At 64.9% G+C, this 24,317-nt stretch carries 24 protein-coding genes; 12 read left to right on the top strand and 12 right to left on the bottom strand.

The genetic code is table 11. From position 1 onward, the window contains the following. Window positions 1-66 precede the first annotated feature (66 nt). From H8A92_RS10470 to H8A92_RS10460, 3 genes are all read right to left on the bottom strand, one after another. Window positions 67-1,110 (bottom strand): serine hydrolase, encoded by a 1,044-nt coding sequence (locus H8A92_RS10470; protein WP_229195726.1) that lies wholly within the window; start codon window positions 1,108-1,110, stop codon window positions 67-69. A gap of 607 nt (window positions 1,111-1,717) precedes the next feature. After that, the gene (locus H8A92_RS10465) at window positions 1,718-2,206 is read right to left on the bottom strand and encodes a DUF417 family protein (protein ID WP_229195725.1); all 489 of its coding nucleotides are present in this window, start codon (window positions 2,204-2,206) and stop codon (window positions 1,718-1,720) included. Window positions 2,207-2,362: 156 nt separating this feature from the next. Then, window positions 2,363-2,998: a TetR/AcrR family transcriptional regulator gene (locus tag H8A92_RS10460; RefSeq protein WP_229195724.1), complete on the bottom strand. Its 636-nt coding sequence runs from the start codon at window positions 2,996-2,998 to the stop codon at window positions 2,363-2,365. Window positions 2,999-3,250: 252 nt separating this feature from the next. Between H8A92_RS10460 and H8A92_RS10455 the strand changes: the two genes are divergently transcribed. The 8 genes from H8A92_RS10455 to H8A92_RS10420 are packed head-to-tail and all read left to right on the top strand — an operon-like array spanning window position 3,251 to window position 12,010. Next, complete coding sequence (locus H8A92_RS10455; RefSeq protein WP_229195723.1) at window positions 3,251-4,561, top strand: phytoene desaturase family protein; 1,311 nt, start codon at window positions 3,251-3,253, stop codon at window positions 4,559-4,561. Between the two features lie 5 nt (window positions 4,562-4,566). Further along, the gene (locus tag H8A92_RS10450) at window positions 4,567-5,421 is read left to right on the top strand and encodes an ABC transporter ATP-binding protein (RefSeq protein ID WP_229195722.1); all 855 of its coding nucleotides are present in this window, start codon (window positions 4,567-4,569) and stop codon (window positions 5,419-5,421) included. Continuing rightward, window positions 5,409-6,212: an ABC transporter ATP-binding protein gene (locus H8A92_RS10445; RefSeq protein WP_338026527.1), complete on the top strand. Its 804-nt coding sequence runs from the start codon at window positions 5,409-5,411 to the stop codon at window positions 6,210-6,212. Before H8A92_RS10450 ends, H8A92_RS10445 begins: the two co-directional genes overlap by 13 nt. Then, window positions 6,212-8,146 carry an AMP-dependent synthetase/ligase gene (locus H8A92_RS10440; RefSeq protein ID WP_229195721.1) on the top strand — a complete coding sequence of 645 codons (1,935 nt, stop codon included), beginning with the start codon at window positions 6,212-6,214 and terminating at the stop codon, window positions 8,144-8,146. Before H8A92_RS10445 ends, H8A92_RS10440 begins: the two co-directional genes overlap by 1 nt. Next, complete coding sequence (locus H8A92_RS10435; RefSeq protein ID WP_229195720.1) at window positions 8,147-9,019, top strand: branched-chain amino acid ABC transporter permease; 873 nt, start codon at window positions 8,147-8,149, stop codon at window positions 9,017-9,019. Next, the gene (locus H8A92_RS10430) at window positions 9,019-10,065 is read left to right on the top strand and encodes a branched-chain amino acid ABC transporter permease (RefSeq protein WP_229195719.1); all 1,047 of its coding nucleotides are present in this window, start codon (window positions 9,019-9,021) and stop codon (window positions 10,063-10,065) included. Before H8A92_RS10435 ends, H8A92_RS10430 begins: the two co-directional genes overlap by 1 nt. 33 nt (window positions 10,066-10,098) lie before the next feature. Beyond that, window positions 10,099-11,259: an ABC transporter substrate-binding protein gene (locus H8A92_RS10425; protein WP_229195718.1), complete on the top strand. Its 1,161-nt coding sequence runs from the start codon at window positions 10,099-10,101 to the stop codon at window positions 11,257-11,259. Between the two features lie 4 nt (window positions 11,260-11,263). Further along, a complete protein-coding gene (locus H8A92_RS10420) occupies window positions 11,264-12,010 on the top strand; it encodes an NAD(P)H-dependent oxidoreductase (protein ID WP_229195717.1) in 747 nt (248 codons plus the stop codon). 11 nt (window positions 12,011-12,021) lie between these two features. Here H8A92_RS10420 and H8A92_RS10415 read toward each other — a convergent pair whose 3' ends face one another. The 9 genes from H8A92_RS10415 to H8A92_RS10375 all read right to left on the bottom strand — a co-directional run bounded on the left by H8A92_RS10415 (window position 12,022) and on the right by H8A92_RS10375 (window position 20,757). Continuing rightward, window positions 12,022-13,215, bottom strand: coding sequence for an acyl-CoA dehydrogenase family protein (locus H8A92_RS10415; protein WP_229195716.1), 1,194 nt, complete (start codon window positions 13,213-13,215; stop codon window positions 12,022-12,024). Beyond that, window positions 13,212-14,147, bottom strand: a complete 936-nt coding sequence (locus H8A92_RS10410) for an alpha/beta hydrolase (protein ID WP_229195715.1) — start codon at window positions 14,145-14,147, stop codon at window positions 13,212-13,214. Before H8A92_RS10410 ends, H8A92_RS10415 begins: the two co-directional genes overlap by 4 nt. Before the next feature lies 1 nt (window position 14,148). Next, window positions 14,149-14,898 carry an SDR family NAD(P)-dependent oxidoreductase gene (locus H8A92_RS10405; protein ID WP_229195714.1) on the bottom strand — a complete coding sequence of 250 codons (750 nt, stop codon included), beginning with the start codon at window positions 14,896-14,898 and terminating at the stop codon, window positions 14,149-14,151. Window position 14,899: 1 nt separating this feature from the next. After that, on the bottom strand, window positions 14,900-15,694 hold the full coding sequence (locus H8A92_RS10400) for an enoyl-CoA hydratase/isomerase family protein (protein ID WP_229195713.1): 795 nt from the start codon (window positions 15,692-15,694) through the stop codon (window positions 14,900-14,902). Between the two features lie 13 nt (window positions 15,695-15,707). Further along, window positions 15,708-16,205 carry an aromatic-ring-hydroxylating dioxygenase subunit beta gene (locus H8A92_RS10395; protein WP_229195712.1) on the bottom strand — a complete coding sequence of 166 codons (498 nt, stop codon included), beginning with the start codon at window positions 16,203-16,205 and terminating at the stop codon, window positions 15,708-15,710. Then, window positions 16,205-17,464 carry an aromatic ring-hydroxylating oxygenase subunit alpha gene (locus H8A92_RS10390; RefSeq protein ID WP_229195711.1) on the bottom strand — a complete coding sequence of 420 codons (1,260 nt, stop codon included), beginning with the start codon at window positions 17,462-17,464 and terminating at the stop codon, window positions 16,205-16,207. The genes H8A92_RS10395 and H8A92_RS10390 overlap by 1 nt, the downstream gene beginning before the upstream one ends. Window positions 17,465-17,654: 190 nt before the next feature. Further along, window positions 17,655-18,164, bottom strand: coding sequence for a hypothetical protein (locus H8A92_RS10385; RefSeq protein WP_229195710.1), 510 nt, complete (start codon window positions 18,162-18,164; stop codon window positions 17,655-17,657). After that, window positions 18,161-19,204 (bottom strand): phosphotransferase family protein, encoded by a 1,044-nt coding sequence (locus H8A92_RS10380; protein ID WP_229195709.1) that lies wholly within the window; start codon window positions 19,202-19,204, stop codon window positions 18,161-18,163. The genes H8A92_RS10385 and H8A92_RS10380 overlap by 4 nt, the downstream gene beginning before the upstream one ends. Then, a complete protein-coding gene (locus tag H8A92_RS10375) occupies window positions 19,204-20,757 on the bottom strand; it encodes an acyl-CoA synthetase (RefSeq protein ID WP_229195708.1) in 1,554 nt (517 codons plus the stop codon). Before H8A92_RS10375 ends, H8A92_RS10380 begins: the two co-directional genes overlap by 1 nt. 204 nt (window positions 20,758-20,961) lie before the next feature. On the opposite strand from H8A92_RS10375, the gene H8A92_RS10370 reads away from it, so the two are divergent. Genes H8A92_RS10370 through H8A92_RS10360 form a run of 4 tightly spaced genes read left to right on the top strand, consistent with a single transcriptional unit; the run spans window position 20,962 to window position 24,283 of the window. After that, a complete protein-coding gene (locus tag H8A92_RS10370) occupies window positions 20,962-22,185 on the top strand; it encodes an ABC transporter substrate-binding protein (protein ID WP_229195707.1) in 1,224 nt (407 codons plus the stop codon). Window positions 22,186-22,228: 43 nt separating this feature from the next. Further along, entirely contained in the window at window positions 22,229-23,344 is a 1,116-nt protein-coding gene (locus H8A92_RS10365) for an Rv3169 family protein (protein ID WP_229195706.1), read from the top strand. Further along, entirely contained in the window at window positions 23,344-23,808 is a 465-nt protein-coding gene (locus tag H8A92_RS40970; RefSeq protein ID WP_338026526.1) for a hotdog family protein, read from the top strand. The genes H8A92_RS10365 and H8A92_RS40970 overlap by 1 nt, the downstream gene beginning before the upstream one ends. Further along, window positions 23,798-24,283, top strand: a complete 486-nt coding sequence (locus H8A92_RS10360; protein WP_338026525.1) for an acyl-CoA thioesterase — start codon at window positions 23,798-23,800, stop codon at window positions 24,281-24,283. The genes H8A92_RS40970 and H8A92_RS10360 overlap by 11 nt, the downstream gene beginning before the upstream one ends. Window positions 24,284-24,317 lie beyond the last annotated feature (34 nt).

The raw sequence follows: 24,317 nt of genomic DNA, 5'->3' as shown, positions 1-24,317 counted from the left end.
CCTGCCCGGCTGCGCGGGCCGTGTCATCGGATTGGCACGTCGTGTTGTGAGGGTATTTTGGTTTGATCAGAGCTGCGCGAGCGCCGGCAGGATCTTGTAGCGCGCGATCTCATGCGGATAGTCGCCGCGATTGGCGAGCAACACGATGCCGAACCTGCGCGCCGGCACCAGGCCGATATAGGCCGAGGCGTTGTTGAGACCGCCGGGCTTGTCGATGACGGTGACGCCGTCGAGCCGCACATGCTCCCACGCCATTGCCTGGCCGAACTTCGCATCGACGCGATAACTCTCGCGCAGGGTCATCTGCAATGCGGCGCGCAATTCGGGATCGATCACGGCGCCGTCGAGACAAGCGCCCAGCAATATGCCGAGATCGCGCGCCGACGAGAACATCTGGCCGGTGCCTGCAAAATCGTAATAGCTTTGCTGATCGCCGGGCGGACCGATCGGCGTGCCGTCGCGCGAGTATCCCTGAACCATGCGCCGCATGATCTCCGGCGCCATCGACGCGCGGTCGTCTTCGCCGCGATCCGGAACGACAGTCGAGCTCATGCCGAGCGGCCTGAGGATGCGGCTCTCGATCAGCGTCGCGATCGGCGCGCCGTAGTGCCGCTCCAGCACCAGTTGCAGCAGGACATAGCCGGCATGGCTGTAGATGCGCTGCTTGCCCGGCTGCTCTCCCTTCTGAGGCGTCCATGAATTGAGCATCGCGATGAACTGATCGCGGCTGAAGGTCTCGTTCGGCCACGGCGGATGATCGGTCGGCAGCAGCAGCCCGGACGTGTGGTTGACGAGCTCGCCGATGGTGACGCGGCTGATATAGTCGCCGTGCAATTCGGGCAGATACTTGCCGACGCGATCGTCGAGCTGCAATTCGCCGCGCTCGGTACCGAGCGCGACCAGCGTCGCCTCGAACAGCTTGCGGAGCGAGGCGAGGTTGAACAGCGTGTCCGAAGTGACCGGCCGCTTCGCCGCAGCGTCCGCGTAACCGTAGGTGAAGAAGGCGACCTGGCCGCCGGCATAGACCGCCGCCGCGAGGCCGCCAGGATCGGCGGCAGTCGCGGTCGGCGCCAGTTCCGTGGTGACGATGTCCCTGATCTGCGCATCCATGTCGGAATCCGCGCGTGCTCCCGTCAGCGCGTTAACAGCGACGGCAAGCAGGACGGCGGCGATCCGGACGGGAACCCATTGTCTCATAACGAGCGGAATCGGAGCGATATTGCGATGTAGCCCGCAGGCTGAACCGTTCAGCCATCGAGAGATGGCGACATCACGATCCTAGCGATGGAACCTACGCTCCCGAATTCACGATTGCGCGTTCCACCGTAACGCGTCCCGGCTGGGGAACGGGCGGCCCGATCGCTGTTCCGGCGGTCACTGCCGGAAGTCGTGATCGCGACCGCCCTCCCACTCCAGCCACGGTGCGGGAACTGCAATCACACTAAAAAAAAGCCGAGCGTCTGAAAATGTTAGGGGTTCGCATCGACGGACAGGCAAGACCAACGCTTGCCGGGGCGACCGCCGATATGCCTGACTTCGTCACATTCCGCTCCCAACCGGGGACCGTTTCCTATTAGCAACAATTCGTCAATCAAGGGTTGCGTAGCCCCTTCGGATTCGAGTTACAAGACATGGCCGGCTGCGACGAATTGTCCGGTTCCAAATCCCGGATGTGCGCGATGCGCGATTATGCAGGGGTTAACCATCGACGGCGCGTCTATGCAGTACCTGACCGGACGATCGAGCGCGGCAACGACGCCAGCAGCAGCACGAGGCAGACGCAGAGCAGCACGATGTCCTTGAACAGAAACTCGCCGGCCAGGTTCCAGGCCATCGGGTCTGTCGATAGGCTCCATTTGACCACCCCGGGTGTCGTGAAGAAGAACGACCACGTCACCGCGAAGGTGATCACGCCCATCAGCGCACCGATCGCCGAGAGAATCGGGTTGAACGCGCCGGCGGCAAGCAGCACGGCGATGCCGAACTCGGTGACGCCGAGCACATAGGCCTCGCCGCGGAGGCCGAACACCGACAGCCAAGAGACGAACGGGCTGTTGCTGATGAATTGCGCGATGCCCTGCGCCGATTGCAGCGTGAACTTCTGCATGCCGAACGACACGAAGATCACCACCATGACCCAGCGCAGGATCGCGAGCAGACGAAAAGACCCCTCGCCTCGTTCGGCGATGTTGAACGACAGATTCATGTGGATGCTTCTTCTCTCGCTGCGATGCCGCCTTCGTGGCGCGCGTGGCAGGACTACGCAGCGCGCCGCGCGCGCGTTACACGCGGGACCCCTACCGGCATTCACAAGAATGTGCGGACGAGGTGATAAAGCCTGTCACTGGCCGCCGCGATGGCCTCAGGCGCGCTGGCGCAGCGGCCGCGCGGTGTCCTTTGCCGGCACCGGCATGGTGAAGCCGTACAGGAACAGGTCCACCACCATGTCGGCGAACTCGCTGGGATCGACGCCCCCCTTCGGGTCGTACCAAGTGTGGCTGAAGTTCAGGATGCCGAACAGCATCATGCTGTAGATCTTCTTCGTCCGCTTGACGATCCTGCCTTCCTTGTCGAGCTTGACCAGAAGATCCGAGACCGTGTCGACGATCTGGCGCTCCAGCGCCTTGATCGCATCCTGCTCGGTCTCGCCGAGGAACGAGAGGTCGTTGAGGATCACGCGCTGCTCGTCGCTCGAGCGCGCATTGAGCGCGACGATGGCCTGAATCGCGGCGCGGAACTGCTCCAGCGTCGCCGCCTTGCCGGCCATCGCGGCCTCGACATCGGCGATCATCTCGCGGATATGCGCATCGAGGATCGCGAACAGGATCGCTTCCTTCGAGTCGAAATAATGATACAGCGCGCCGCGCGACAGCTTGCAGGCATCCGCAAGGTCCGCGATCGAGGCACGCATGTAGCCTTGCCGCGCGAACAGGCCGCAGGCGGTGGTGAGGATGCCCTGCTGGATCTCGTCGTAGTTTTCTGAGCGCGTCCGCGCCATACCCGTCTCTCTCGTGCACCATCGCGCCACCGGAATCGGCCGGCCGCCGTCTCTCTATACTACTGCCGCTCCGCGCTCTCCTCCCCTTTGCGGGCACCATCCACCAGAACTCGTCGAGCAACCGACGCCGCTGCATTGACCTGCGTCAAAAAATAATTTGAACGACCGGTCGGATTATATTATCGTGCCTGTCATCAGGCAAGCGGATTGCGCACGCCGGGAGCAACCCGGCGGCATCGAGGGAGGCTGCGCGTGGATGCTCATAAGGTCGATGCTGTCGTGATCGGAGCCGGCGCCGGCGGGCTGTGCGCCGCGGCGCGCCTCGCCCATGGCGGGCTGCATACGCTCGTCGTCGACGACAAGAATAGGCTCGGCGGACGCGCCTCGACCGAGGAGATCGACGGCTTCAAGGTCAATATCGGCGCGATCGCGATCGAGTTCGGCGGCGTGTTCGAGGAGACCTTCCACACCGTCGGCGCGCCGCTCGACATCCGTGCGCCAGAGCCCGCGAGCTCGTTCTTCATCGACGGCAAGGTGATCGATGTCGGCCGCGGCGGCTGGTCGCTGCTGCTCGGGCAGCTCACCAAGCAGGCCTCGCGCATCCTGGAGAAATTCGCCGACGCGCGCTCCGGTAATCTGCCCGACGGGCGGCAATCGACCGAGGACTGGCTGAAGGGTTACACCAGCAACGCCACGGTGCACGCACTGTTCCGCAATCTCTGCGCGGCGATCTTCGCCTGCAACGCCGCCGAGCTGCCGGCCCGCGCCTTCCTGACCTATTTCACCAGCAAGGGCGCCTTCAAGAAGTTCGGCTTCTGCCCGCAGGGCACGATCGGCGTCTGGAACAGCCTCGGCAGCGCGATCCGGCGCAATGGCGACATCTGGCTCGAAACCCCGGCGACCACGATCCACACTTCCAACGGCAAGGTCGAAGGCGTCACCGTGCTGCGCAACGGCGAGCGGGTGCGGATCGACACCGACCTCGTGATCAGCAATGCCGGACCGAAGGCCACCGTCGCGCTCGCCGGCAGCGAAGCCTTCCCGGCGGACTACATCGCGAAGGTCAAGAACGACCTCCGCCCGGCCGCCAACATCGTGATCAATGTCGCAAGCCGCGAGCCGCTGATCAACCATCCCGGCATCGTCACCTTCGGCAAGACGCGCCGGCTCTGCAACATGGCGAACCTCTCCGCGACCTGTCCGGAGCTGGCTCCGCCCGGCTGGCACCTTTACGTCGCCTATGCAGTGCCGGTGCCTGCGCTCGGCGATTTCGATGGCGATGCCGAGGTCGCGCTGGCGCTCGAAGATCTGCGCGAACAATTCGCCAATTTCGACCAAGCCAAAATCCTCTCGGTCCGGGTAATGCGCGACGACTGGCCGGCGCAACGCAGCTGTGCCGGCTACGACCTGCCGCGCGAGACCGGCATCGAAGGCCTGTGGTGCGTCGGCGACGCGGTGAAGCAATACGGCAATGGCGGTACCCAGGCCTGCGCCGAGACCGCCAAGATCGTCACCGATGCGATCCTCGCCGCGCGGCCGCATTTCGCGGCCGGCCGGGTCTGAGCGCGATGCCGGCGATCATCCCGCATCCGACGCCTTCAGCAGCGCCGCTCGCGGCAACGGCGCCGGATGCCCTGCTCGAATTCCGCAACATCCGGATCGTCTACGACAACGCAATCGAGGCGATCCGCGATGTCTCGATCGCGGTCCCCGAAGGCAGCATCGTCGCCCTGCTCGGCTCCAACGGCGCCGGCAAATCGACGCTGCTGAAGGCGATGTCCGGCATCCTCTATACCGAGGAAGGCGTGATCGAGAACGGCAGCATCCGCTTCCGCAATGAGGAGGTGCACCACCTCGCACCGGACGAGCTGGTCCGTCGCGGCATCGTGCAGGTTCCGGAAGGCCGCCGCGTGTTCGCGGCGCTGACCATCGACGAGAACCTGCAAATGGGCGGCTACACAAGGACCGGGGCCGAGGCGCGCGAGCGGCGCGACAAGGTGTTCACGCTGTTTCCACGGTTGCATGAGCGGCGCGACCAGATCGCCGGCTACATGTCCGGCGGTGAGCAGCAGATGCTCGCGATCGGCCGCGCGCTGATGACCGATCCCGTGCTGCTGGCGCTCGACGAGCCGTCGCTCGGCCTCGCCCCGCTGATCATCGACCGCATCTATGAGGTGATCGTTCGCCTCCGCGACGAATTGAAGATGACGGTGCTGTTGGTCGAGCAGAACGCCCAGCGCGCGCTCGACATCGCCGACTACGGCTACATCCTGGAGACCGGTCGCGTCGTGCTCGACGGCACGGCGAAAAAGCTCACCGCCAACGAGGACGTCCAGGAATTCTATCTCGGCGTCGCCTCCGGCGGCCGCAAGAGCCTGCGCGACGTCAAGCACTACAAGCGCCGCAAGCGGTGGCTGTCGTGACAGCGCTGCTCGCAGTCGAGAACCTGTCAAAGCGTTTCGGCGGCCTGCAAGCGGTCGCCGACGTCAGCCTGCGGGTGGCGCCGGGCGAGATCTGCAGCGTGATCGGCCCGAACGGCGCCGGCAAGACCACGCTGTTCAACATGATCTCGGGCGTGCTGCGGCCAAGCGGCGGCCGCATCACTTTCGACGGCATCGACCTTGCGACCATCTCGCCGTGGAAGTTCGCCGCCGTCGGCATCGGCCGAACCTTCCAGAATCTTGCGCTGTTCAAGCACGGCACCGTGGTCGAGAACATCCTGACCGGCCGCCACACCCATCTGCGCTCGACCGTGCTCGACGCCGTGGTGTTCTTCGGCCGTACCCGCAAAGAGGAGATCGCGGCGCGGCAGCGCGTCGAGCACATCATCGAATTCCTCGAGATCGAGCACATCAGGGACGCGGTGGTCGGCACGCTGTCTTATGGCCAGCAGAAGCGGGTCGAGCTCGCCCGGGCGCTCGCCTGCGAGCCGAAGCTGCTGCTGCTCGACGAGATGGTGTCCGGCATGAACCAGGAGGAGACCGAGGACATCGCGCGCTTCGTGCTCGACACCCGCGACGAGCTCGGCATCACCGTCTTGATGATCGAGCACGAGATGCGCATCGTGATGGATATCTCCGACCGCATCCATGTGCTGAATTTCGGCCGCAAGATCGCCGAAGGGACGCCCGACGAGATCAGGCGCGATCCGGCCGTCGCGGAGGCCTATCTGGGCGGCCAGCGCGCCGAGGCTATGGCAAAGGCGGGCGCGTAATGTCGACGCTGGATAGTCTTCGCACCGCTCATCCGTCGCTCCAGGCGAGCACGCCGCGCAATTCGCCGGTAACCAGCGCCGACGCGTTCCAGACCGCGCTTGCAGATGCCGCCATCACCATCCCGCAATTGCTGCGGCAGCGTGCCGCCATGCATGGCGATGCGCTGGCGCTGCGCGAGAAGGATTACGGCATCTGGAACCCCTATTCCTGGCGGCACTATTATGAAACCGCGCGTGCGGTGGCGCTTGGCCTGCTGTCGCTCGGCATCAAGCCGGGCGACCGTGTCGCCATTGCCGGCGAGAACACGCCGGAATGGTTTTACGCCGACCTCGGCGCCCAAATGATCGGCGCCGTCGCGGTCGGCATCTATCCGACCAATCCCTGGGTCGAGCTGCAATATATCGTCAAGCATTCCGGCGCCCGTATCGTCGTCACCGGCGACCAGGAGCAGACCGACAAGGTGCTCGACGCGATGGCCAACAATGGCGGCCTGCCGGATCTCGAGGCCATCGTCTGCATCGACATGAAGGGCTTGCGGCACTATCGCCAGTCCGAGCTGATGTCGTTCGAGGCACTATGTGAGCGCGGCAAGACCCATGCGCGGCAGAACCCGGACGCCGACGCCACGCTCGACCGCCTGATCGGCCAGGGCGCGCCCGACGACGTTTGCATCCTCGTCTACACCTCCGGCACGACGGGTCCGCCCAAGGGCGCGATGCTGACCCATCGCAATCTCGTCTACGCCGCTTATGCTTACGCCAAGACCGTCGGGATCGCCGACAAGCCATTCGAGGCGGTGAGCTACCTGCCGCTGTGCCACGTCGCCGAACGCTGCTACGGCACGGTAACGCACCTGGTGCTCGGCGGCACCGTCTCCTTCGCCGAATCGATCGACACGGTCGCGATCAACATCCGCGAGATCGCGCCGACCTTCTTTGTCGGCGTGCCCCGCATCTACGAGAAGCTGCAGCAGGGCTTTCTGTTCAGGCTCGGCGAGAGCGGCCGCCTGCGGCAAGGCTTCACAAGGGCTTGCCTCGCCTGGGGCCGCTCCCTGTCCGACCGCCGCCAGGCCGGCAAGGAAGGCTGGTTCGATCGTGTCGCTTACGGCCTTCTCTATCTCCTGATGTTCCGCAATCTACAGCGCCATCTCGGCTTCGCTTACAGCCGGCATCGCCTCTGTGCCGGCGCCTCGATCTCGCCGGAGACGCTGCGCTTCTTCGACATCATCGGCCGGCCGGTGTCGCAGGGCTATGGCCTGACCGAGAGCGGCGGCGTCGCCTTCATCCAGACTGAAAGCCATCACCGGATCGGCGGCTGCGGCGTACCGCTGCCGCAGACCGAATGGAAACTCGATGCCGACGGCGAGATCCTGCTGCGCAACCCCGGCGTCTTCAAGGGCTACTTCCTCGACGAGAAGGCCTCGACCGCGTCGCTGGAACAAGGCGGCTGGCTGCGCACCGGCGACATCATCGACATCCTAGACAATGGCGAGATCGCCGTGGTCGATCGTAAGAAGGCAATCATCATCACCGCCGGCGGCAAGAACATCGCACCGTCCGAGATCGAGAACGCGCTGAAGGATTCCGAATTCATCAAGGAAGCGATCGTGGTCGGTGAGGCCAGGAAATATCTCGGCGCCATCATCCAGGTCGATTACGACAATGTCGGACGCTGGGCGCGCGACCGGGCGTTGGCCTACACCAATTACAAATCGCTGTCGCAGCTGCCTGAAGTGCACGAGCTGGTCGAGCGCATCGTGGGCGAAGCCAACAAACGCTTCGCCCGGGTCGAGAACATCAGGCGCTTCGCCATCCTCGAGAAGGAGCTCGATCATGACGACGGCGAGCTGACCGCGACGCAAAAGGTGCGCCGCGCCATGATCGAGAAGAAGTTCGCGCGCGAGCTTGCCATCATCTACCGGGCGGAGGGCTGAATGCAGTATCTCATCCAGCTCCTGATCTCAGGGCTCGCGATCGGCGCGATCTATGGCCTGATCGCGATGGGCTTTGCCGTGATCTACAAGTCCACCGGCCTGGTCAATTTCGCGCAGGGCGAGATGACCATGATCACGGCCTATATCGCCTGGACCATCTCGACCACGGTCAGCGGCAATGTGTTCGTCGTCGCCGCGGGCGCGATCCTCGCCGCGGTCCTGCTTGGCCTCATCATCGAGCGCCTGGTGATGCGGCCGATGCTGGGCGAGCCGGTGTTCGCGACCGTGATGGTCACGATCGGCCTTGCGGTAATCCTGCGCTCGGCGATCAACTTCATCTGGGACGCGTATCCGCACGGGCTCGATATCGGCATGGGCCGCGGCATCGTGCATCTCGGCAGCATCGGCGTACGGACCGGGCAGCTTGCCGTGATCGCGACGCTGCTTCTGCTGCTCGCCGCGATCTGGGCATTCTTCCGCTACAGCAAGGTCGGCGTCGCGATGCGCGCGGTTGCGGCCGACGACCGCACCGCGCTTCTGATGGGCATCAGCGCCACAAGAGTTCATGCGCTGGCCTGGGCCGCCTCCTCGGTGATCGCCGGCATCGGCGGCGTGTTCTTCGCGCTGTCCTACGATTTGTCGCCGGCGATGTTCCAGCTCGGGCTGAAGGCGTTTCCGGCCACGATCCTCGGTGGCCTCGATGCCGTGCTCGGCTCCGGTATCGGCGGTCTCCTGATCGGCATCACCGAGAACCTGGCCGGCGGCTATCTCGGCTCCGGCATGAAGGAGGTGGCGGGCTTTGCCATGATCATCGTGGTGCTGATGGTCCGCCCGTTCGGCATTTTCGGCGAACGCGACATCGAGAGGGTGTGATGCGCACGGGGGATTACAAGCAGACCTATGGCGAGCTGGTCGCGCTGGTCGATTCCCCGCCGGTGTGGCTGTGGTCAGCCGTGCTGCTGCTGGCGTTGATCGCGGCGCCTTTCGTGTTGAACTCCTACGCGCTGTCGTTCGTGATCATCATCCTGATCACGGTGACCGGCGCGCTCGGGCTCAACATCCTGACCGGCTACACCGGCCTGATCTCGCTCGGCCATGTCGGCTTCCTCGTCACCGGCGCCTATGCCTATGCGGTGCTGGTGTCGAAGTATCACATGCCGCCGCTGGTCGGCTTCCTCGGCGCCGGCGTAGTGCCGGCGCTCGCCAGCCTGATCGTCGGCGCGCCGTCGCTGCGGCTCAAGGGCCTCTATCTCGCGATCACCACCCTCGCCTTCTCCTTCATCATCAACACCGTGATCCTGGAGATGCGCTGGCTCACCAACGGCGCGCGCGGCATCCAGGTGCAGCGGCCGGAGATCCTCGGCGTCAGCTTCGACAGCGACGCGGCCTTTACCTATCTCTGCCTCGCGATCGCCGCGCTGACGCTGCTCGCCACTCTCAACATCCGCCGCAGCCGGGTCGGACGCGCCTTCGTTGCGATCAGGGACAACGACACCGCAGCGCGCGTCATGGGCATCAATCTGCATGCCTACAAGCTGTTCGCCTTCGTCACCTCGGCCTTCATCACCGGCATCGCCGGCGCGCTCTACGGCATCTACCTCTCCTTCGTCAGCGTCGAGGGCTTCCCGTTCCTGCTCTCGATCGAGGCGCTGGCGATCCTGATCGTCGGCGGGCTCGGCTCGGCACTCGGCGCCGTGCTCGGCACCGTCCTGATCGTGCTGCTGCCGGAGGCGACACGGCTGGTCTTCAGCCTGTTCAGCGCACAGATGGACGCGACCTTCACGACCGGGGCGCAGGAGCTGAAGAGTATGCTCTACGGCCTTGTCATCATCCTGTTCCTGCGCTTCCAGCCGAGAGGGCTGGTCGGCGCCTGGCACGACATCAAGCGGGCCTGGGTGCACTGGCCGCTGCGCTACTAACAAAAAAAGACACGACATCATGAGGAGGAGACAATGATCAGACATCTGGCGGCGGCCTCGCTGCTGCTCACCACGGCCTGTCTTGCAATCGGCCCCGCGGCGGCCGCCGATCCCGGGATCACCGACAGCGAGATCCTGATCGGCGACGTCGAGCCGCTGACCGGCCCGCCGGCCCTGCTCGGCGTCGCCGCCTCGATCGGCCACAAGATCGCGATCGCGGAGGCCAACGCCGCCGGCGGCATCAACGGCCGCAAGATCAGGTACGTTCTGGAGGATGACGGCTACGTCACCGCGCGCACCATCCAGGGCGTCAAGAAGGTGATCGACGTCGACAAGGTGTTCGCGATGCTCGGCATCTCCGGCTCGGGCCAGTCGATCGCCGTGATGCCCGTGCTGGAGAAATCCGGCATCCCGACCGTGATCGACGTCGCGCCGGTGAAGTTCCTGTGGGAGCCGCCGCGCAAGAACGTGTTCGTGGTCGGCCAGTCCTACGAGGAAGGCATCGTTCACCTCGTCAACTTCCTTGCCGACAAGAATCCCGGCAGGAAATGGGGCCTGATCACCCAGGACGACGATTACGGCATCACGGTGCGCGACGGCTTCGATTCCGTGGTCAAGGCCAAGAAGCTAAACGTCGTCTACAGCGGAAATTACAAGAAGGGCCAGCAGGACTTCTCGTCCGACATGCTGCAGCTGAAGGAGTCCGGAGCCGAGGTGTTCCTGGCCGGCGGCATCATCGCCGAGAACATCGCGATGATGAAGGAGCTCGAGAAACTCAGCATCAAGCCGGTGACCGGCATCTTCTGGCCCGGCCGCATCGAGCCGGTGCTGAAGCTGATGGGCCCGGCCGGCGACGGCATCTACGCGGTCGACTATGTCGAACCGTTCGCCGGCGCAGCCGGCAAGGCGTTCCTGGAGAAAGCCAAGCCGCTGGTTTCGGAGGCCGAGTTCAAAGGCATCAACCGCTACACCATGACCGGCTATGCCGCCGCGAAGGTCCTGATCGCGGCGATCGAGCGCTGCGGCAAACAGCCGACCTGGGCCTGCACCATCTCGGAGCTGGAGAAGACGAAGAATGTCGAGACTGGGGTTATGGCGCCGATCAGCTTCGGCCCCGGCGTCCGCTTCTCGAACCAGAAACTGCAGATCATGCAGGCCGATGCGGCGACGCTCAGCTTCAAGCCGGTGGACTAGAACAATGAAAGTCCTGATCGTCTTTGCCCATCAGGAGGCGCAGTCGTTCAATGCTGCGCTGCTGGCGCGGTCGGTGGCGGAGCTGACCGCGCTCGGGCACACGGTCAGGATCTCCGACCTCTACGCGATGCATTTCAACCCGGTGGCGACCGCCGAAGACTTCGGTACGCGGCGGTTTCCCGAGCGGCTGCAATACGATCGCGAGCAGAAATACAATCTGCAACACGACGCGCTCAGCGGCGACATCGCCGCCGAGATCGAGAAGCTGCTGTGGTGCGACCTCCTGATCCTGCAATTTCCGCTGTGGTGGTTCTCCGTTCCCGCCATCATGAAGGGCTGGATTGATCGCGTGTTCGTCAACGGCGCGATCTACGGCAGCGGCCGTCGTTATGACACCGGCGGCCTCGCCGGCCGCCGCGCCATGGTCGTGACCTCGACCGCCGCCTATCCCGGCATGTGCGCAACGGACGGGCTGGTCGGCGCACTCGACGTGGTGCTGTGGCCGATCCAGAACGGCACCCTGGCCTATGCCGGCTGCAAGGTGCTTCCGCCCTTCGTGTCGTATTCGGTGAACTTCGTCGACGAGGCGACACGGCACCGCTATCTCGACGACTATGCAGAACGGCTGCGGCGGATCGAGACGACGGAGCCGCTGTTCTTCCATCCGCTCGCGGATTTTGGCGGGGACTGGCGGCTGAAGCCGGGGATCGCCGCAAGGACCGTTGGGCAGCGGTCGCGGACGGAGCCTTAAGAGCGGTCCTTTCACATCCGCTTGGCAACTTCTTCGAGCATCACCTCGGTGGCGCCGCCGCCGATCGTCAGCACGCGGGCGTCGCGCACCATCCGCTCGATCGCTGTGCCGCGCATGAAGCCTGAACCGCCGTGCAGTTGCAGGCAGCCATGCACGACCTCGTGCAGCACCTCCGGCGAGAGCGCCTTCACCATCGACACTTCGCGGAGACATTCCTTCCCGGCCGCAGCAAGCTCGGCGGCCTGATAGGCCAGCGCCCGCGCGGCGGCGGCCTTTGCGGCGAGCTGCGCGAGCTTCAGCCGCACGCCCTGCTGGTTCCAGAGCGGGCCGCCGAACGCCTGCCGCGTTTTCACGTAATTCGTCGTCAGCTCGATCGCCTTGGCCGATTCGCCGGCGCAGATGCCGCCGATGCAGATGCGCTCGTTCTGGAAGGTCTCCATGATGCCATAGAAACCCTTGTTCTCCTCGCCGAGCAGGTTCTCCGCCGGCACCCGCACGTCCTGGAATCCGAGCTCGGCGGTGTCCGAGCAGAGCCAGCCGTGCTTGTCCAGCTTGGTCGCCGTGATGCCCGGCGTGTTGCGCTCGACGATGAACAGCGAGATGCCACGGCTGCCCTTGGCGTGCGGATCGGTGCGCGCGGCGACGATCAGGATGTCGCCGTAGACCGCGTTGGTGATGAACATCTTGGCGCCGTTGATCACCCAGACATCACCATCGCGCCGCGCGCGCGTCCTCAGGCCGGCGACGTCGGAGCCGGCGTCGGGCTCGGTCACCGCGATCGAACACACCGTCTCGCCGCGGATAATCGCCGGCAGGTACTTTTGCTTCTGCTCCGGCGTGCCGCGCAGGCTGATGTGAACAGCCGACATGTCGGTATGCACAAGGATCGACGAGGTGAAGCCGCCGAAGCTCGAGCGCCCAAGTTCCTCGGCGAACACCATCGAGGCCAGCGGCCCCATGTCGGTGCCGCCATATTCGGCCGCATGGCGCATGCCGAGGAAGCCGAGCGCGCCCATGCGGCGATAGATCTCACGCGGGATCTTGCCGTCGCGCTCCCACGCGTCGGCATGCGGCACCACTTCCTTCTCGACGAAGCGGCGCACCTGCTCACGCAGCATCCGCAGTTCCTCGGGCAGATTGGGCTGCTCCGTAAAATGGAATGCGGTCTCGGTGAGCTGGCGCGGATCCGGGGTCATGACGTTCATTGTGGCGCCCTCTGATGGCCGATGTGAAGATAGTTGCGCAAAAAAGCTGCGAGGGATGCGATCGCCTCTCGCGCCTGCGGAATCTCGGGGAACATCTGGAACACGTGGATCATGCCGTCCCAGACCTGCAGTTCGGCGTCGACGCCGGCGGCTTTTGCCTTTGCGGCTAGTTCCGTTGAGTCATCGCGCACCGTCTCGCGGTCGCCGACCTGCACCAGCAGCGGCGGCAAGCCAGCGAGATCGGCGTAAAGCGGCGAGGCCAGCGGATCGCGGACATCACCGTCCTTGCCGAGATAGTTCCGCGCCAGCGCCAGGATCATCGCGCGCTGGTGGATCGGATCGGCCTCCGCCCTGCTCTCATAGCTCGCGCCACTCGCGGTGAGGTCGGTCCACGGCGACATCAGCGCGCCGGCGGCGGGGAGCGACAAGCCGCGGTCCCTCACCGCCAGCATCGCGGCGAGCACGAGATTGCCGCCGGCAGAGTCCCCGGTGAAGGCGATGTCCGCCGGACGCAGTCCCTGTTCGCGCAGATAGCGATAGGCAGTCAGCGCATCATCCAGCGCCGCTGGGAAGCGATGCTCCGGTGCAAGGCGATAATTGATCGAGAGCACACGGCAGCCGGATGCATCCGCGATCCGTGCGGCCAGGTCGCGATGCGAGACGACCGAGCCGATGCGGAAGCCGCCGCCGTGAAAATAGAGGATCGCCTTGTCGCTCGGTGCGTCTGCCGGCACCAGCCATTCGCCGTCGATACCGTCGGCAGACACCGGCCGGCACACCATCGGCACCGAGCAGCCGGCAAAGGCTCGGTCCCAATCGCTGCGCATCTGCGCCATTGATGTCTCGCGAGTCCAGCCGCGATAGATCGCCCGCAAGCGCTCAATGGCCCGATCGACCGGCGTCACAGCGATATCGTCCTCGGCGCTCGCCATCTCAGGCGCCGATGCCCATGCCGCCGGAAACGCCAAGCGTCTCGCCGGTGATATAGGCCGCCTGATCGGAGGCCAGGAATAGCGCGGCGGCTGCGACCTCCTCCGGCTCGCCGAGCCGGCCAAGCAATGTCGCACCGGTCATCGCCTGCAGGATCTTGTCGCCGCCTTTCGCAACCGCCTGCTCCAGCATCGGCGTGCGGATCGGCCCCGGTGCGATCGCGTTCGCGGTGATGCCGTAGCGCGCATTCTCACGCGCGATGCTCCGGGTAAAGGAGATCACGCCGCCCTTGGCCGCGGAATAGACCGCGCCACCCTTGGAGCCGAGCCGGGCGGCCTCCGAAGTGACGTTGATGATGCGGCCGAAGCGCGCGGCCTGCATCGCCGGCAACGCGGCGTGGGTGCAGGCCAGCACCGAGGTGAGATTGACCGCGATCAGGCGGGACCAATCCTCCGCCTTGGTGTCGGTGAAGAAGGCGTGCTGATCGATGCCGGCATTGTTGACGACGATGTCGAACGGGCCGTCCTGCGCCATCACGGCCTGCACCGCGGTGGTGTCGCTGACGTCGAGCCCAGCGACCACAGCGCCGGTTTCGCGCGCGAGCTCGGAGGCTGCGGCAACATCGAGATCGGCGATCACGACCCTGGCGCCGGCACCGGCAAAGCTACGGACGATCGCAGCACCAATGCCGCGCGCGCCGCCGGAGACGAAGGCACGGCGGCCGTCGAGCCGCCCGAATGGCAGGGTCGCCACCTCAGCGCCCCGTGAAGACGGGCTTGCGCCGCTCGATCACGGCGGCGAGCCCTTCGCGGGCATCGGCCATCCCCGAGAGTTCGGCGACGGTGCGCGCCTCTTCCGACAGGCACTGCTCGATGCTGGTGCCGGTGCCGGCCCAGACCAGCCGCTTGGTTGCGGCCAGCGCCTTCGGTGCGCCGGCCGCGAGCTCGCGCGCCAGCGCGAGCGATGCTTCGGCAAGCTCCGCATCGGGCACGACCTTGGTGACGATGCCCATCTGCAGCGCATCCGCAGCCGGGATCACCGGATTGGTCAACAGGATCGACATCGCCCGCCGCAACCCGACCAGCCGCGACAGCGTGACGGAGACGCCGGCGTCCGGCGCCATCGCCACTCGCGTCGCGCCGGCGAGGAATTTTGCCGATTCCCCCGCGATTACGATATCGGAGGCGCAGACCAGGCCAAAGCCGCCGCCGCCCGCCGCGAAGCCCTGCACCGAAGCGATGACCGGCGCTTCCAGCCGCAACAGCCCGGTCACTGCATTCTGCAAATACGCGGTGGCTTGCCGGATATAGTCGGGCAGCTTCTCGCCCTTGGAGGCAAAGGCGCGGACATCGCCGCCGGCGCAGAAATTCGTGCCCTCCCCGCTCAGCAGCACGACGCGCAGATCCGGATGGCCGTGGCAAACCATGATGGCGTCGCACAGCGCGCTCAGGAGTTCGGCGCTCATGCCGTTGGCCGCATCGGGACGGTTGAGCCGCAGCCGCGCGATGCCGTCGGTGATGTCGAGCAGAACGGGGCCCGTGTCGATCATGGCGAAACCTTCCCTAGACCAGGAATGAGAGCGTGTAGATCGCCTTGTCGTTGTTGACGAGGATGACCTTCTTATGCGCGATCCGCAATTCGCCATCGACATGGCGCAACCGGTATTCGTTGCGCGCCGCCCACAGCGTATCGTCGCGCAGGCTCGACTCGAAAATCAGGCTGTTGCTGGCGACCGCGATGTCGCCGTTGTCCGGTTGCTCGTCCATCAGTTCGATGTTGGAGATCAGCCGGCGCAGGTTCGATTGCGGCGTCTGGGTAAAATGCTTGCCGGTCATCAGCTGGCGGACGCGTAGCGCTATCCGGGAGCGGTTGTCGTAGATGATCGACATCTGCCGCTCCGGGTCGATGTCGGCACCGTTGGCCGGCACCCAATAGACGCCGTCGTCAGTCCAGAGCTTTTCCCAAGCCTCGTATTGATGCTCGTCCTGCAACCGCGCCTCGCGATAGAGGAAAGCGGTGACGGCGCTCATCAACGTGGTGCTGCTCTCGCGCGACAGCATCAGGCAGGCTCCATCAGCTTGCGATAGTGGGTCCAGATCCCGCGCGACGGCACCTCGTCGGTGACGTGGCCGACCGTGAAGCCGAGCTCGTCCTGCCGCTGGCGCTTCTCGCCGCGGCCGAGGAAGATCCATTCCGGATTGCGTGCCAGCACGCCGCGGTGACAGCGCTCGTACATTTCGGAATCATCTGCGAGCAGGAAGCCGGCTGGACCGACCGAACCCATGGTCTGCTGACGCAGCCTTCGGTTCAGATCGGGCGCGCCCTTGAATTGCAGCGCGGTGACGTGCTGCACGCTGTCGTCGACGCCGAGCGGCTGGATCACGAACATCTGGATCTCGGCGATGAACAGGTTCGGGAAGATCATCACATGCGGCGTGCCGTCGATCATGATCTCGCGCGCCGCGGTGTCGCCATAGGCGGCCTTCATCCGCGCCGTGTAGTCGGGCAACCGTTCCTCGCTGGTGCCGAACCAGCTCATCGGCGCATCGCGCTTGCGGAACTCGGGCCGCAGGTCGATCTCGGTATGGCCGTTGCCGTAGTCGCGGGTCAGCGCGGTCGAGGCGCCGCCATAGAGCTTGCCGATCATGCTGTCGGCAACGCCGAAGATCGAGGTGTGCACGAAGGCCGGGTGATAGCCGTCGCACTCGTTCTCCAAGATAAACTTCCAGTTCGCCTTGACGCGATGCTTGAGGAAGCCCGCCGTGATCTCGACCTCGCCCTCCGGTGAGGTCCGCACCAGCCGATCGATGGTCTCGGCGGCGCCGCCGAGATGCTCCTTGAGAGTCGGGCCATCGGCTGCGAACGAGCCGAACACGAAGCCGCGGTAGGACTCGACGCGCGTCACCCGCCCGAGCGCGAGCTGCGCCTTGTCCTGCCCCTCGTAACCATCCGGGAAGGCATAGCCGACCAGGCGGCCGTCATTGGCGAAGGTCCAGGAATGGAACGGGCAGGTGAACGAGCGCGCATTGCCGCGCTCAAAAGAACAGACCTGGTTGCCGCGATGCGAGCAGCGGTTGAGCAGCAGATTGACCTTGCCCTGCTCGTCGCGGGTCATGATCACGGATTGCGGGCCGATCGACTTGACGACGTAGTCGTTGGCGTTCGGGACCTCGCTCTCGTGGCCGACATAGACCCAGGTCCGGTACCAGATGTTCTTCAGCTCGGCTTCGAATATCTCGGGGTCGGTGTAGAGCGATCCGTGCACTCGGTCGGGCCGGATCAATCGCTCCCATGGCGAGACGCCGGTCATCATGTTCATCGCTCCGTCTCCCTCGCCGACCGCTTGCCGCGGATAACTTTGCTGACCGCTGGAATAATAATCCGAACGACCGTTCGGTGAATTAATAGCACGGGCTCCGCGGGGCGGCAAGCTTCTTTCCAGATGCCACGGCCAAATCCCGGAGCAGCGTGCAAAGTTGCAATTCCGGGTAGCCGGCGGCGCACCCGTCTCAGCCCGGTGCGGCGCCGCCGTCGCGTTCGCCGCCTGCGATCTGCTGCAGCATCGATTTCGGTGTCGTTGCCAGCTCGATCTTCAGCTGATCGCAGATCGCACGGCGGAGCAGGTGCTCGATCTCGGTCGCGACATCGCCATTGACCGCACGCGCGCCCTCGCCGCTCGCCCAGAGCAGCAACTGTCCCAGCCGCCGGTCGCCATCGTCGCGCAACGCCTCGATCGCGGCAACGTCGGGCATGTCGCCCTGGGTGCGTGGCGTGGCGGGGATCTCCGGTTGCACCAGGCCATCGGCCAATCGCCTGACTGCCGCAAAAGTATCGTCCTGCAGGCGCACCTGCTCGAGTAGCGGGGCGGCCTTCCAGTCGGCGGCGAGCTTCAGGCCGTTCAGCGCATAGATCGCTGAGAACACCTGGCCGCGGACGAAATCATCGCTACTATTCGGCACGACATGGCTTTGCAGGGCATCGATGATGCCGTCGATCAGCCGCTCGAAGGATGCACTCATGCCGCGGCCTCCAATGCGCGCTCGAAGGCCCGCACGATCGAGGGCATCTGGCTTGCCATCACCGCAAGCCGCATGTCGTTGAAGCGGTCGACCTCGAAGGCGCGCACCGCGCACATCTGGATCGCCGCCGCCTGATACAGCGCATAGGCCTCGTAGAAGGCAAGGCTCTTGTTCGATACCGCAATGCCGGAGGCGCGCTGATAGAGATCGATCACCTCCGCGCGCTCGAGCACGCCATAGAGCTTCCGGCTCCTGGCGTTGAAGGTCGGCATCATCGCCCAGGCCAGATCTTCATGCGGATCGCCCAGGTGAGTCAGTTCCCAATCGAGAATGGCGGTGATCTTCCGCTCGTGCTCGATGAAATTTCCGATCCGGTAGTCGCCATGCACGATGGTGCGGCGTGGCGGCTGCGGACAATTATCGTGCAACCAGCGCCCTCCCCAATCGAGCAATGGATAATAACGCGCGGTCGGACGTGCCAGCGAAGCGCGCCAGCCAGAGATCGCGCGCAGTTCAGCGCGCTGCTCCCCCTGTTGCAGCGACGCGAATGGGGTCGCGCCCGGATCGATCCGGTGCAGCGATGCGAGGATCTCGACGAACTGCCGGGCGATGTCGCGCTTGTGGTCCGGATCGAGCTCGTTCGCCGCCCAGGGCGCAGGAACATCGCCCTCGACATGCGCGCAGATGAAGAAAGGAAAGCCGATCTCGGCGCCATCCTGCTCTGACGACACCAGCGCCGGCACCGGCACGCCGCTATTCGCCAGCGCCTGCAACGCGTAGACCTGCGGCAGCACCGAATACGGTGCAAACAGGCCGCTCGGTGGACCGACGCGCAGGATCAGCTTGCGATCTGCTTCAGCGGCGGAGCGCGCGACGAAGGCGTAGGTGATCCAGGAGAAGCCCGACGATTTGCGGCCGAAGCTGACAATCTCCGTCCGGCGTCCGGATATCCGTGACAGATGCTGCGCGAGCGCCGCCCGGACCGCGTCGTCATTGACCACGGCGGCAGCATCGTCGGATCGTTTCGTAGCCTCCAGCATCAGTTGACCGACCTCGCATAGCCCTGCCACTTCTCGTCGCGCAGCGCCGACTTCATGATCTTGCCGGAACCGGTCAGCGGCAGCGGCTCGAGACGGATGTCGACCGAGCGCGGACATTTGTAGCCCGCGATCAGGGTGCGGCAATGTGCGATCACCATGTCCGAATCGAGCCGCGCGCCGTCCTTCGGCACGACAATGGCGTGCACCGCCTCGCCCCATTGCGGATCAGGCACCGCGATCACGGCGCACTCCTTGACTTGCTCGTGCTGGAAGATCGCGTTCTCCACCTCACCGGAATAGACGTTCTCGCCGCCGGAGACGATCATGTCCTTCAGGCGGTCGACGATATAGACAAAACCGTCTTCATCCATCCAGGCGCCGTCGCCGGTGTGCAGCCAGCCGTTGCGCAGCACCCGCGCACTTTCCTCGGGCTTGCGCCAATAGCCGAGCATCACGCCGGCGCCGCGGATCGCGATCTCGCCGACGGTGCCGCGCGGCACCTCGTGGCCCGCGGGATCGACGATGCGGATCTCGACGCCCGGCGCCGCCCGCCCCGCCGATTTCCGTTTGGCCGCCAGGGGCCCTTCCAGGGCGTGGTATTCCCACGGCAAAATCGTCGCCAACGCCGCGCTCTCGGTCATGCCGTAGCCCTGGTGAAAGCGCCAGCTCGGCAGCACGCGCATCAGCTTGACCAGCAGCGCATCCGGCATCGGCGACGCACCATACTCGCAATCCTTGACGCTGCTGAGATCATAGCTGCCGAAGGACGGATGATTGAGCATCATGTTGAGCATAGTCGGCACGAACAGGCAGTAGTCCACTCTGTGCTCGGCGATGGTCTTCATAGCGAGTTCGGGTTCGAATTTCGGAATGGTGACATGGGTGCCGCCCACAAGCGTGAGCGCGATCATCGGCGAGGTGCCGGCCAGATGGAACATGCCGGCCGAGTGCAAATACCTGGTGTCTTCGCGGAAGCGCAGCGCATAGATCCAGACCAGCGATTCATAGATGATATTGGCGTGCGACAGCATCACGCCCTTGGGAAAGCCGGTGGTGCCGCCGGTGTAGAAGATGCCGGCGAGATCGTTGTAGGCGCCGGAGGCGTCCTCGACCGGCGCGTGCGCAACGAGTTCCTGATAGCCCTGCATGCCTTCGGGGACCTGTCCCTCGTCCAGGTAGATCATCGCGGTGAGTGACTTCGCGCTTCGCAGCGCCGATGCAATTTCGGCAAAGGCCTTGTCGACCAGCAACAGCTTCGGCGTTGAATCGTCGATCGCATAGGCATTCTCGGCAACAGCCCAACGCGTGTTGAGCGGCACCGCGACCCCGCCGGCCCAGGCGATGGCATAGAGCGCCTCGATATAGAGGTCGCTGTTGTGCGCGAGGATGGCGACCCGGTCGCCGGCCTCGATGCCGAGCCGCCGCAGCCCGCCCGCAGCGCAGGCAACGCGCCGCCCGATCTCCTTCCAGCTCCGCGACCGTCCGGCATGGATCGTGCCCGGTGCATCCTTGCGCAACTGCACCGCCGAGATGAGCGCCTGCGTCAGCTTCATGTTTCCTCCTCGCCGCCATGCGGTCGCGCACGCCTGCGGATGTTCCCGTCATTGCGTGAAGCCAAAATGCCGCCCCGGAGATTCCGGTTGATAATCCGGACAGACGGTCTATTATTGCATAGCCGCCGCGACGGGTAAAGCCCTTGAAGGCTTCCGCCGCCGGATCAACCAGCCCCGCAAAAGAGGGCGTCATGGGAGGGGAAGATGCGGAAGCCGATCGTCACGTTTGCAGTGTGGGCGTTCGCGCTCACCGGCGCGCTCGGAACAGCGAATGCCCAGAAGGCCTATGGTCCAGGGGTCAGCGACACCGAGATCCTGCTCGGCGCCAATGCGCCCTACAGCGGCCCGGCGTCGATCTATGCGAGCTTCCCGAAAACCATGCTGGCCTATTTCGCGATGCTGAACGAGAAAGGCGGCATCAACGGTCGCCACATCAATTTCCTGACCCGCGACGACGCCTATAGCCCGCCCAAGACCGTCGAGGTGACGCGCGCGCTGGTCGAGAACGACAAGGTGCTGGCGATGATGGCGCCGTTCGGCACGCCGACCAATGCCGCGATCCAGAAATATCTCAACAGCAACGGCGTCCCGCAGCTCCTCGTGCAGAGCGGCGGCACGCGCTGGAACGATCCGAAGCAGTTCCCCTGGACGACGCCCTACTCGCCGACCTACGTCAACGAGTCGCGGATCATCGCCCGCTACGTGCTGCGCGAGAAACCGGACGCCAAGATCGGCCTGCTCCTGCAGGCCGATGACATCGGCAAGGATTTTGTGCTCGGCCTGAAGGAAGGACTCGGCGCCAGGGCCGACACCATGATCGTCAAGGAGGCGATGTATCAGTCGACCGAGCCGACGATCGACTCCCAGATCGTGAATCTGAAGGCATCGGGCGCCGACACCATCCTGATCGCGGCGCAGAACAAATTCGCCTCGATGGCGATCCGCAAGATCCACGAGCTTGGATGGAAGCCGCTGATCTTCCTCGGCTCGACCGCGAACTCGATCGCCGGCGTGCTGGTGCCGGCGGGCATCGAGGCCTCGACCGGCATCCTGACCACGACCTCCTACAAGACGCCCAATGATCCCGCCTGGGCCAACGACAAGGGCATGACCGACTATCTCGCTTTCGCCGCGAAATACATGCCGGGGATGGATCCGAACGACGTGATCGCGGTGACCGGCTACACCACGGCGCAACTCGGCGCGATCATCCTGCAACGCTGCGGCGACAATCTCACCCGGGAGAACGTGCTGAAGCAGGCCACCAATCTCAGCGGCGTCGAGCTGCCGATGCTGCTGCCGGGCATCACCATCCAGACCACGCCGCAGGATTATGCGGCGATCACCGAACGCCGCTTCGCGCGCTTCGACGGCAAGACCTGGGTGCTGTTCGGCGACATCGTCGGCGCGGGCCTGGCGAAGGACTGATCCCGCGCTTCGCATCCCCGGCTCAAACACAAGGACAAGAACAATGCTGACAGCCCAGGACGATCTCATCGGCCACCAGACGCCGCAGCCGTTTGCCAAGGCAGGCGGCGGCGACATCAGATTTACCGAGCGTTATTGGTACACCGCACATCCGATCGACGGCAGCGAACTGCTGATCGATATCGGGCTCGGCTACTACCCAAACCGCAACGTGATGGACGGCTTTGCCGGCATCACGATCGGCCGCCGCCAGCACAATTTCCGCGCCTCGCGCCGGCTCGGAAACCGTCCGCTGGAGACGGAGGTCGGCGGGCTCAGGATCGAGATCGTCGAGGGCATGGGTCTGCACCGGCTGTCGCTCGCCGAGAACCCGTCCGGCATCAGCTTTGAGCTCGAATTCAAGGCGAGCTTTCCGGCGGCGCAGGAGAAGCAGAATTTCCGCGAGCGCAATGGCGTCGTCGAGGAGGACCTCGCCCGCGTCTCGCAATTCGGCCGCTGGCGCGGCTGGATCGTTGCCGACGGCAAGCGTTACGAGATCGAGCCGGAGCTGTGGTGGGGACAGCGCGACCGCTCCTGGGGCCTGCGCTCCGAGATGCGCACCGACGAGACCAAGCCGCCGGTTGCGACCCATCGCAATTTCTTCTGGACCTGGTCGATGTTCCAGTTCGAGGCATCGGCGCTGTCGATCTTCATCAAGGAGCGCACGCCGGGCAAGCCGCATTACCTCTCTGGCACCGAGTTCCGCCGCGAGGCGGACGGATCGATGTCGCATCGCGAGGTGATCTCGGTGGAGCACAAGATCGAATGGGCTGACGATCCGCTCGGCCAGACCATCACGGCAGCCGATTTCACCTTCACCTTCGAGCGCGGCGAGCCGCGCCACGTCAGGATGCTGGGATTGCCGACGCGATTTTATCTCAAGGCCGGCATGTATGGCGGCCTGCAAGGCTGGACCCACGGCGACGATCGCGGCGAGCACCATGCCGCGCACGACATCTGGAACCTGGACGATGCCGCGACGCGCGCCATCGCACGCACATTGTCGGACCATGTCGTCCGGCTCGAAAGCGGCAACGAGACCGGATTCGGCATCAGCGAGTACGGCGTAGCGGCCGGCTATCCGCTCTATCCGGGACCGCAGAAATTCCCGGCGATGTGATGGACGGGCAAGACATCCGCGGCGCGCAGCCTGACGACATCGCGTGCGATCCATGGGACGGCAAGGCAGCCGAGGCGCTGGTCTCGCTCGAAACCATCGCCCCGCTGCGCTATCGCAGCCGCTTCGGCGACGGCAACCTCAACGGCCGTTCCTATGGCGGCCAGATCCTCGGCCAGGCCATGATGGCCGCGACACTCAGCGCTCCCGACGATCGCCCGGCCGCGATGCTGCAGCTCCTGTTCCTGCGCGGTGCCGATCCCACGCGGCGCATCACCTTACGCGCAGGTCCTCCAGGACGGCAAGCGATTCTCCTCGCGCCATGTAGTCGGCAGCCAGGGCGACGGGCACGCCGTGCTGAGCGCGCACGCCACGTTCTGCGCACCGCAGCCGGGTCCGCGGCACGCCTCGCCGTTTGCACGGTCCGAAGATCCGGAAAGCCTGCCCGACCTGAGCATGATCCCTGATGCGTTGATGGCGCAGTTGCGGCCGCTTGGTCCTTACTCCCAGCACGTCAAGCCCAGCATGGATTTCCGCATCCCCGCGATCGAACATCAGTTGTCGGCCGCGACCGCAAGGCCGTGCTTGCGCTTCTGGATCAGGAACAGGCGGCCGCTTACATCAGGTTCCCGCGCCCAGGCCGCGGTGTTCGCCTATCTCTCGGATTGGTGGCTCAACTTCTCCAGCGTCGGCGGCCATCTCCGCGATCTGCAATCACGCGCGCCGCTTTACCTGTCGAGCCTCAACCACTGCATCTGGTTTCACCGCGCATTTTCGCCCGACTCCTGGATGCATGTCGAAACCGAAAGTCCCTGCGCCGATGGCGGCCGCGGGCTGTCGATCGCCCGCGTCCATGATCGCAATGGGTCGATGCTCGCGACCTCGATCCAGGAAACCCTGATGGTGCATCCGGACACGATGCTTAGGCCGCACCGCGGTTGAGGCCACGTCGCGATCGCTGCTGAGTTGCAGTCAA

Source organism: Bradyrhizobium acaciae (genome assembly GCF_020889785.1).
GTDB classification, from domain to species: Bacteria; Pseudomonadota; Alphaproteobacteria; order Rhizobiales; family Xanthobacteraceae; genus Bradyrhizobium; species Bradyrhizobium acaciae.
This window is presented reverse-complemented; position numbering and strand designations above follow the sequence as displayed.